The 11,125-nt window shown below is 42.6% G+C and carries 6 protein-coding genes and 1 pseudogene; 2 read left to right on the forward strand and 5 right to left on the reverse strand.

The window, feature by feature from the left end; all coding sequences use genetic code 11:
• From J6U00_RS02865 to J6U00_RS02875, 3 genes and pseudogenes are all read right to left on the reverse strand, one after another.
• Positions 1-228 (reverse strand): annotated as a pseudogene (locus J6U00_RS02865) (1,4-beta-xylanase); the annotation flags it as partial.
• 433 nt (positions 229-661) lie between these two features.
• Positions 662-2,932 (reverse strand): EAL domain-containing protein, encoded by a 2,271-nt coding sequence (locus J6U00_RS02870; protein ID WP_296578587.1) that lies wholly within the window; start codon positions 2,930-2,932, stop codon positions 662-664.
• Positions 2,933-3,163: 231 nt separating this feature from the next.
• Positions 3,164-5,515 (reverse strand): glycoside hydrolase family 9 protein, encoded by a 2,352-nt coding sequence (locus tag J6U00_RS02875; RefSeq protein WP_296578591.1) that lies wholly within the window; start codon positions 5,513-5,515, stop codon positions 3,164-3,166.
• 186 nt (positions 5,516-5,701) lie between these two features.
• On the opposite strand from J6U00_RS02875, the gene J6U00_RS02880 reads away from it, so the two are divergent.
• Positions 5,702-7,093: an O-antigen ligase family protein gene (locus J6U00_RS02880; RefSeq protein ID WP_296578594.1), complete on the forward strand. Its 1,392-nt coding sequence runs from the start codon at positions 5,702-5,704 to the stop codon at positions 7,091-7,093.
• Between the two features lie 561 nt (positions 7,094-7,654).
• Here the strand turns inward: J6U00_RS02880 and J6U00_RS02885 are convergent.
• Both J6U00_RS02885 and J6U00_RS02890 read right to left on the reverse strand, forming a co-directional pair.
• Complete coding sequence (locus tag J6U00_RS02885) at positions 7,655-8,380, reverse strand: hypothetical protein (protein WP_296578597.1); 726 nt, start codon at positions 8,378-8,380, stop codon at positions 7,655-7,657.
• 782 nt (positions 8,381-9,162) lie between these two features.
• A complete protein-coding gene (locus J6U00_RS02890; RefSeq protein ID WP_296578600.1) occupies positions 9,163-9,723 on the reverse strand; it encodes a flavin reductase family protein in 561 nt (186 codons plus the stop codon).
• Positions 9,724-9,985: 262 nt separating this feature from the next.
• Between J6U00_RS02890 and J6U00_RS02895 the strand changes: the two genes are divergently transcribed.
• The coding region (locus J6U00_RS02895) for a hypothetical protein (RefSeq protein ID WP_296578602.1) at positions 9,986-11,125 on the forward strand (1,140 nt) is incomplete at its 3' end.

Genomic DNA, 11,125 nt, shown 5'->3' on the forward strand with positions numbered 1-11,125 from the left:
ACGTGCAAGGAAGTTCTCAATGTTGCTCCATGAGCAGGTGAAAGAACCTGCGCTGGGGTTCATTGATGCCTGACCCTGACCGTTCTGATTCCACATCTCGTAGTCGTAACCGCCGATGTTTCCTCTTGTCTGCTGGTCAGCAGCAAGAGCTGTAACGGGAAGACTCGATGCGATCATCATTGCTGAGACAGTGCCTCCGACAATCTTTTTGAAAGTTCTCATCTTCAAATTAAATCACTCCTCATTATAAAATTTAATGAAATCCTTTTTCTCTTTTTCTATGCATTATACGGTCTATCCCGGTTTTCACCCAATTCTTTTTCTCACTTCATTTCCGTTAGTTGAAAATGAAATAAAATACCTCCACATCACGGAATAAACTGTACATTATATATGCAAGTATAATATACATCAATTATTCCACTTTGTAAATAGTTCTTTAACAATTGCGCAATAAACGCCCAGTCGGAAGCAATAAATGGTCAGGTTTTTGCCGTTTTTAAGCCTTTAATCAAATATATTTCTATTATGAGTTTACCTTTTAAACGCATAAAGTAAATATACTTCTCTTATTTTGATTTATATTTTAAGAGTATAACAAGTGCAAAATGCACCGCCTCTGCTGCTGTGCAGAGGCGGTATCGGTAATATTTTTAATTCATCAATCAAGATATTTTTCCTCAAATTCCTCAAGAGGCATAGGCTTCGCAAAATAATAGCCCTGAAACATCTCGCAACCCATTTCTCTGAGCATCCTGTACTGATCCTCTGTCTCAACACCTTCTGTAAGAGCGGCTATACCGAGGTCCTCAGAGAGATTGATGATGTTCTGAAGTATTGTCCTTGCCTTTTCGTCGTCCCTGGACTTGCTTAAGAACTTCATATCTATTTTCAACACGTCCACAGGCATATCCTTAAGCATATTCAGCGAAGAATAACCACTTCCAAAGTCGTCCATTTCCACGGCGTAACCCTCTTCCCTAAATTTGTTCAGAGTCTTCATACGCAACTCCGCTTCTGTCATCATAACGGTCTCGGTGATTTCTATTCGCAGTCGCGCTGGTTCTATGCTGTACTCCTCAGTCAGCCGCCTTATTTCTTCCACAACGTCTATAAAGTAAAAGTCCTTCGGCGATATATTGACAGATATGAAAAGCCTTTCGTTCTTTTTGCCCCATTCCGATAGTATCTCGCAGGCACAGCGCCACATATACTTATCAACCTCAACTATCATGCCGTTTTTCTCAAAGACCGGTATGAAGGAACCTGGCGCCAGGAAACCGTCTGACGGGTGTATCCACCTCGCAAGGGCTTCGGCTCCAATCACGGTGCCTTCCTTGTCAACAATAGGCTGTAAATAGGGCAACACCTGCCTTTTGCTGATAGCATCTGTAAGCTGAGTTGAAATATGCTGATCCCACAGAACCTTTCTGCGTATCTCGTCGTTATAGTAGGCGATATGAGTCTGATACTCGTCTTTTATCGTGGATAGGGCCAGATTTGCCCTGTCAAACATTAGTGATATCTCTATTTCTCTCTCAACGAGCTTGTATACTCCGAGATGTATAAGGATATGATAGCCCACAGAGCCGTTATCCACAAGGAAATGCGAAAGCTTTTCCTCTATTATTTCCGGCTCGAACTCCTCAACCGGTATGCACACGCCGAAGGAAGCTCCCACAAGGCGTCCATATACACATTCGTCGGACATCCACGACTTTATCCAATCAGCGATGCATTGAAGAGCGCTGTCGCCGAATTCGCTGCTGAAAATGTCGTTTACTATCTTGAAGTTCCGCACGTCTATGTATACAATATAATATTCTGTATCCTGGCGAGCCATTATAACCTCGTGGATACGCTCGTAAAGGTACTCTCTCGTATAAAGTCCAGTAAGGCTGTCATGAGTGGCGTTGAACATCTTGCGCTTGAGCTTCTGCTGCTCCTCAGTATAGTCGCGTATGCTCACAAATGAACCTGCTAGGCGCTTTTTCTCGTCGAGGAGGGAATGCTTTTCCAGCACGTAATACTTTATATCATCGCCTGCGCCGATAATGTATCTTGATATGAACTCGTCTTGAGACTGGTATTTGTCACCAAATCTTTCAAAAAGATTATCAGGAACGGTCTCAAACTCCCCTTCTTTTATGCCGGCGAGCTCCGTTCCGGTGGAATTTGCCCATATACAGCGTCCGCTCGCCTCAAAGAAGAACAGTGCCTCTGTCATTTCTGATGCTATATTCGCAAGCATACGATCAAGAAGCTTTAGCGGTCTGTAGTAAAGCGAGAAGTAGAATACTAGCAATCCGATGCCTCCGAAGCCCACCATTGACCTGTCTATCGGAGTCCGGGAGAATATATAGAATCCTTGCCAAAGTGCAAGAGCTATCATGGTTATCATGATAACATAATAGCGCTCAGAGTAAAATCGAGAGGTTTTTACTGATTTCACGAGGAAGATTATTATAACTACCGCAAGAAGACTGTAATCCAGCACTCTGTGCAGGGTCTGTCCGAAATACGGCACGAGCCTGTAGTACGGGAAACCGTCCACCGTTACCGCTTCATTGTCGAAAGCCTGCCCGAACACGGGATTTAAGAGGTACTGCACGATATCAGCTCCCAACAGCAGGTATACCAATGCCTTGATTGCGCCGTTTTTCCACTTTATCTCACAGTATTCAAAAGTGAACCTCAGCAATGCAAAAATAACCAGATCCATTCCTATGAAATATATATAATCTCCGACAAGTGAAAGCTCCTTAGCACCAGAGCTGACGATAATAAGATTTCCTATGACAGGTGGTATAAGCGAGCCAACAAGAAGCGCCACCGAATTGCTGTTCGACTTTCTTGAACGGTATGCTATAACGGAACAACTCCCGAGGGCAAGTATCAGTACTACAAAAATAACTGAAAAGGTATCTCTCATCTATCTCACCACACTTTATTATGACATAAGCAGGAAATATATCTTTCACTACATTATAGCATATTTCACATATTATTTCAACGTTCTGCGATTATATTTACAATATTTTTACTTTTTTGTTCAATTTTTGCGACGATGCACACTATTCGCTGTCAACTCTTTATTTAAAAAAAATAAATGGCGCACTTAAGTGGGAAAGTCAGAGCCCCACCGAGTGCGCCTATTATTGTATCAGTTCTGTGCTACAAGGAGCTTCCTAAGCTCCACCTCGTCAAATACATCAACACTCCCGTCGCCGTTGAGGTCAAACTGCTCCGCAGCTTCCTTACTGCTGAAAGGTGAATCACCAAGCAGCATCTTTCTTAGCCTTACAAGCTGTGCCACCTTGTAAACCTTCGCTGGTTTCGTGCCGTCAGGCTCAGTTCCGCCAATAAGCTTTCCGTCCGCGTATACACAAACATTCTCGCATCGCTGTGCAAATTCAACTCCGCTGACGATATTATCGTAATCCTCACCCTTCTCGGTAAGGTCTATCATGCCTTTCTTGCTCCAGTCGTTAGAGGAGTCCCACTTCTCACCGTAGTAATTACCGATTATAAGCTGATACTTCTTGTTGGAGTTAGCGATAGCATAGTCCGGCCACGATATCTCGATATAGTATATGTCATCCTTATACTGCTTTGGCTGTGAAAGAACAGCGGACTTGTCAGCGACCTCAGTCTCTACCTGATCGTATGTCTTCTGAAGCACGAAGCTGCCGGGAATAGTCTTGTTCTCGAATTCCTCTATGCTGAAATAGTAGCGTATGGATATGTCGTCATGGGGTTCAAGAGAATCAGTATTCACAAAGAATGTGAGCTTTGTAACGCCTGATCCTGTCTTTTCGGGAGCGTCGGAGCAGTAGCCTGCCGCCCAGAAGTCATCACCTGAGAAAAGCTCCGTATCATCCACCTTTTCGGCAGGAGGGAAATTCTCCTCCGGCTTCATGGTCTTGTCGCCCTTGTAGAGGTAAAGTCCTGCCGCTGCGCCTACTATAGCCGCATTATAGTCGATAGTCACTTCGTTGTATACCCAGTCGCTGGTAACGTCGTTATGCTCGTCATTTTCATCAGGTCCTCCTGCAAGAGCTCCGTAAAGAACGTGCTTGTGCTCTGCAGGATCCTCAGCCATAGTAAGTCCGGAAGCAGCACGGTGGTGCGGATACTTTACGGAATTCTCACCGTATCCAACAACATAGCTCCTACCGATTGGATTGTCGCCAATAATATATTCCATTTGTCCGAGGGACCACTTAGTAAAGGTGTAGTCCTCGTTCTTTTCATTGTATCTGTCCTTGCCCTTCTGGTACTTATCGTATACCAGAGCCGTGAACTGGACAGCGGTATTGTACCTTGCGCTTCCCCATGTGTCAAGGTGGAAATATCCAGCTGGAGTGAGTTTCTTGTTCATTACAGTATTCAGCGCCTTTGCTTCCATTTCCCAGAAATCAAGGACTTCATACTGTCCCCTGCCTATAGCCACCCGAGTCTCCTCGCATACCTCAGGGTATATATCTTGTATACGTCCGAAGATGATACCCACGCCGTTCCACATATCGTTCCAGCAGAGAACATAACCCGGAGGCGCATAGTAGTCGATATACTTCTCGCAGGCTTCAAGATAGTCATGGTCACGGGTTATAAGGTAGAGCCAGCCTGCCGCAAAACAGAAGTCATCTTCCCACTTGCTGGAGGTGTAGAAGCTCATTGGTCCCTCGCCAGGAGGTCCCACTGCCTTTTCATTCTTATTAGCAAAGTCAAATAAAGCCTTTGCGTAGTCCAGGCACTTCTCCGCGTATTTAGGATCGGTGTCCTTGAAGTTATAATAGTTAATTGCAAGAGCTGCGGCGCTCTCGGAAACATCGTCGGTGGTTGGGAGCTCGGATGTAGCAAAGAACGCAGGACGTCCCATTGCATCTATCTCTGGGGACTGCCAGTAAGAGTGGTCAACGCTTCCATCGCCTACCTGATAGCAGAATGCGATAACATCTCCGTTCTCATCGCGAAAGGTGCTGCGCATGAAGTAGTCACAGAAATAGCGGCAAATAGTTTCCACATGAGCGTCCTGTCCTGTCTCGGTGTAGGCATCGCGGAACTCATAGTAACCCCACGATACCACGGAAGCGGCATAAGCCTCTGGAAGTCCGAACTTCACATGGTCGCCGGCGTCGTGGAAGCCACCCGATACATCTATATACCCGTCTCCGTCAGGATCGAGTATATCCTTGTACTTTGACATGAATGACTCCGACATATTAGTTCCCGAATGTCCGTCGTCAATGGGGTGCATAGGTACCTTGGCGTCGTAGACATGGCAGTCGCCGCGCCATGAAAGTCGGTTGTTCTCCGAAACTCCCGTACCGCACATATTTGCATCGTAAAAATACAGCGTATACTGCAATAGCTTTGCCCAGTTGTTCTCGGTCTCGTAATAGTCCGCAACATCGGGCGTAGCCGCCGCATTTGCAGGCATAGCCGACGACACAGCCGTGAAAGCAGTCACCGCAGCCGCAGCAATAGACGATAAACGTCTGATGATTTTCATAAGCTCATTCCTTTCACAAAAATAATCTGTCAACTACATTTTAACCCATATCTTTCAAAAAGTCAACGATTCTTTTATATAAGCCTTTGCGGAACCAAGAATTCAGGCTAAAGACTGATACTTGACACATACCTCGGTTTGGTTTATAATATAAAATATATTATTTATGACAAGGGGGAATTCCGATTGCAGGAACTCAAAAGCAAAATATCCAACCTTGCAGAGCTGATAACCTCAGAAAAAGCATTCTGCAAGCTGTTAATATTCATTATGCTCGCACTGCCCATATCTGAGCTGTTCGACGAAAGGCACTATCTCGCCTTCAATAGTCAACCGACACTTGTCGAAATGGTCGGTCTGGCAACTTTTTTCTGTATAGCAGTCCACTTTCTTAAACACAAGGACATAAAATACTACGCCTCGGACCTGATATTTCTGCTTCTTCTAGTATTCATGGCGTTGTCGGCGGCATTCACCCTTGACAGAGAAGCCACTTTTTTCGGCTTCAATTACGATGAATGGACAACAAATTTCGTCGGATATTTCAGCTTTATGATGGCAGGCTCAATGATAACTGACAAAAAGCTGAAAAAAGAGATACTTCGGGCTTTCATACTCGTTATACTGATACAGGTCACCGTCGCCTTCCTGCAAACCTTCGGTTTGAACATAGATATGTGCTTCTATGATACCGAGGAAATACGCGAGAAAAAAATGTGCTACGGCCTTCTCCAGCATTCAAATTGGTACGGTGGACTAAGCGTGCTTATGTTCGCCTGCACCTCTGGCATTTTCCTCTTTACCGAGAATAAGCTCGCCAGGAACTCTTCCTTTGTGCTATCGCTGGTATGCTTCTATACCCTGCTCTGCACCGAGGCAAGACTTGCTCTTGTTGGCGTGTTCGGCTTCATATTTTTCCTTATTGTATCCATTATCGTAATGAAACTGAATGGATACAACAAGAAGAAGCTCAGCAGCATAATCAAGCGCGCCGGCATACTCGGTGCATCTGCTGCTGCGATAGCCGCGTTCACTATACTCGTACTAGGAAGACTCAAATGGAAGATTGAACGTTCAGCAAATGAAATAAGCGCCTTCAAGAGCGGTAATACCGGCACCTTTGGCACTAACCGCGGAACGATCTGGAAGGCAGGTCTCAAGACCGTACCTGATCACTGGCTCTTTGGAATAGGCGTAGACAATTACAGACACGCCTTCTATCTTGACCCGAACTACAAAAAAGGTATGTTCACCCAGGGAAAGGGGCATAATGAGTACATACACTACCTTGTTACCCAAGGCGTCCCGCAGCTAATAAATTATCTTTCTCTCCTTGTGCTTGCAGCAGTAACCGCAACAAGAACAGTCATCAAGACCGACGATGATGAGGAACGTTTCATTAACTGGACTCTTCTCGGAATGTTCTTCGGCTATGCGGCTCAGGCTTTCTTCAACAGCAGCGTTGTAAACGTTGTCCCATACTTCTGGATAACAGTTGGTCTCTGTCTATCCAAAAAGAACCAGCGTCCATTCGGCTACAGGAAGGAACGCAGGAAGGCTGCCGCTGAAAAGAAATGATAAAGCCGAAAGATCATAGTATATAATGCATTAAATGAACTGTAAAAAAACAGCCCTACAAATCAACACAGTTGCCTCTTCAAATATAATATGAAGGGGCAACTGCTTTTTTCATGTTAATTATTGAAAGCTTCTCAAATCTCCCATAAACAGGGTATAACGAACAAGCACGAAAAAAACTTTTTTCGTGCTGATGCATATCCGTATTCCATAAATGCAAACAGTATTATTCTTAAAAGAGTTTCCGGATCAAATGGTGGGCGACTTGTCCTGCAGTCCTTCTCTGCAAGATATTTTTTAGGTCAATATGATCTAAAACTTCAAAAAAGAATACACTGGGTCGTTTATATCTATAATTCTTTGGTAATCTACTGGTAATTTCAGTTGAATTGGTTTATTATAATTCACAGTGGTATTCATTTGTGGTAATTTGATTATATCACTAAAAACAGCTGCACGATTTGTGCAGCTCGTTTTTTTGCTATAAATTTGGGGCCTCTTTACGAGGCCCCGTGTTGGGGACTTATTTTTTTGCCCCATTTTGGCTTGAATTACAAAAGCTTAGTTTTCAAATCTGTAATTAGAATTGCTTAAGTATTTCTGGAACATATCGACATCAGCATAGCTTAAATATCCGTCATCGTTGATGTCAAACGGATAAGCAGAATAGTTCCTGCCTACGCCGCCAATTGCAACATTCATAATCTCAAAATAACACAATTTATATGATTCCTTAAAATCTTTTGTCCTATCGCTGATTCCTCTGAAAAGGATCTGGAAATCATCTGTGTCTATATCCTTGTCTAAGTCAAGATCTCCAACAAGGAATGTAGGACCTGCTGCAACAATGTCGTTTACCGGATTGCCGTAAGAATCGTATGCGTAATTTGTAGTACTCATCTCTTTATAGTCATAAGGAGTATCGCAGTACATGTGTACAGATACCAAACCGCCTACAATATTATGATCTGTAGGATAGAAGTTACCGCCTCCGTTATAGCAACCGGGAGCTCCACCGCCTCCGGGTGTAAGTTTTCCTTCTCCTATCTGATGTGCGGCAGGAGCGCTTGTGTTAGCGGTTCTGCAAGCAACACCAAATACAAAAGTTGCGATATCATGGGGATTTTCTTCATGGCCATTGTATTCAGAAATTGCAAAAGTCTTTCTGAATGTGTAGCGTGCATTTGCACTAGCGGTTGCATTAGCTGTTAATGAATTAGCTACAGGGAGAGCGCACATAACTGCAGCTGCGAGTGAAGCAGTGATTTTTCTAAAAGTTTTTTTCATTTTGTGATCAATTCCTTTTCTGGATTATTTTTGAGTTGTCGACGACTCTGTATTTAATTATACCAAAGACTGCTGAAAAAAGAGCATATGTTGCACAGAGTTAACGTCACTTAAAGTGTAAATATTTTTCCTAATATTTTGGCAATTACGTCAATTGACATAATATTTTTTGTAATATAAAACAAAAACATGTGTTAAGACCGCGTTAAATAAGTTGCTATTAAACATATATTTTCAACAAATCAGTTCATATGATTTCGATATAACCTGAAAAATTTTATTGACATTCCCACGACCTTTTCCAAGGAGCATTAGACTGTCGTTCTTATTAGCAGAATAAAAGCCAATCCGAACAAAAATGTATGATTTTTACCATAACATGTAATATGAAGTATTTTTATTCCCTTTACTAAGATGTATTGAAGCTACTCTGCTCTGCCTCAACAGTCTGGCATTCACGTGTTAAGAAGAAGCAATTACTCAGACAACTCATACACAGATGTAAACGTAAGTCTGAGATACAGTGATATTGTCCACACTGTGCAGCTCAGGAAGAAGATAATGTAAACTGTAGTCTGACATATTTTGGCGAAACTTCTCACCTGAACAACAGAAATGAACCGCCTGCCTTCTTAGGTTGATTCCGCAAGATGTTCAGTAATACTGATCAACGGCAAGATTTATTAAAGAAGCGACAGTCACTCGGCGCTTAATTTTCTGTATAGCTTTTTATATAGTTTCAGCTGCACTATACTTCTGCTTATTCATTACAGAGTATCCGCTCACTGAAACTTCTTACCTGCGCTTCTGGCAGCGGCTACACTTTCGCCTACCTTTCTATAGCATTTTGCTACTGTATCATATATAACAAGTCCCACCTTGCTGTAATCCACCTTGCCGTCTGTAAGTACATTCTCGTCAGCCTTAAGACCGACTATCTCGGCAATCACTCTGGTCTCTCCGAACTCCTCCTGTATATCTATCACCCTGCACTCAATAGTTACAGGAAGCTGGTCGATGACAGGTGCGTTGATCTTGTCTGACTTTGTAACAGTAAATCCACACTTTTCCAGCTTGTTCTCCTCATCGTTTCCAGATACTATTCCCACAAAGTCACAGGCAGTGATCTGCTCTTCCGTAGCATAAGCAACTGTAAATTCCTTATTAAGCCTGATATTTGCCGTAGTTTTATGTGAAGCTGAAAGGCTGATAGATATCTGGCCCATTCCTACCTGACCGCCCCATGCTACATTCATGGCATTGGGGATACCATTTGCATTATATGAGCCGATAATAAGCACTGGAAGCGGTGCAAAAAAACCTTTTTCGAATGATCGTTTCATAGTATATTACCTCCAAGCAAGTATATTGTTATATCTTAATTATATATCATATAACCTGAAAAAGCAACAAAAGAAGTAATTCTGACACCATGAATATATTCATAAAAAGTTTACGATTTCAGCCGCACATCACGACTTACTTATCCGTTAATATATTAGGATATTTATTCCCAAATATCATTTTTCTTTTAGTTTTACAGAAATATCATTAATTATAGCAGCAGATAATGCTGCAAAGATTCAAGAATGGCAGGTGATTTCTATGAAACACACAAGACTTGCAGCAGCATTGGTTGCCGTTTTTACAGCAGTCATGTCGCTCACAAGCAATGTAAATGTGACTGGTCCATGTACTGCATGTGCAGAAGGTTCCACAATTACGGATTCTGTTGATTGGATACCCAAAAGCTTCGATACCGCACTGGAATTCAGGAATACTTACGGTGCTGTACATATTGAAGACGGCATTCTCTGTGTTGTTTTTCAAAGAGAATACGAACCTCTCGATACTAAAAATTTAATTCAATTTGAACGTTATAATTTCAGCCTTCCGGGTTATAACAGCACGGTCTCTGGATATGATATGAGAAGCTATACTCATTCTGATAATCCTGTAAAAGGTGAAAAGGAATTATATGTAATCGCACTGTCTAAGTTCTCAAAGGGTGAATTTTCTGTTGAAATGGAAGACAGAAATTTCGATTCATCAGTTCCTGATCAGCGATATTCGTTTTCAGTAGATGATAAATGCAACATCATTGAAACAGATATCTACAGCTGGCTTCCTGACTGTGAAAAGGAATACTGGGAGTATGCAGAAAAAAACGGTCATTTATCCGTAAAGGATAATTATGTTGTTTTCTGTCTTTCTAATGAAGTAGGTACAGGTTATGGCTGGACTTTGAGAGACGAGGCAAAAGAATGCTTTGAGCTTGGAACAGTAAGCGACTGCACGCCAATGTCTGCAGCTTCTCTTGACGGTGGACAGATCAACACTATCTATGCTTACAAGGCTGTCAAGGATGGATATGACAAGATCTCCTATAATTTTGGAGCAGGTTATGCTAGCGTCGAAGAAGACAACAAAACTCTTACCGCCGATTGTGTAGTTATAAACAACGCACAAAACATACTGCTTTCGGGAGATATGAAAGTAACCCTTGTTGACCGTGACACGGAAGAGATCCTTACAATTTCAGATGGAACAATTCCAAGAATTTGGACAAATATAAGCCAAAGCACACCAGAAGGCGAGATTTACTGTAATATGCAGCCCATCGGTTTCAGAACCAACCCTGCCATTGTACGTTTAGGCAACTTCTTTGACGGGTACAACTTCTCATTTGGCTTAGATTCTGATGATCTTCCTGTGGGATATTCTCTGCCCGATTCAGAAGATAAC

It is taken from the genome of Ruminococcus sp., assembly GCF_017650195.1.
GTDB lineage: Bacteria > Bacillota > Clostridia > Oscillospirales > Ruminococcaceae > Ruminococcus.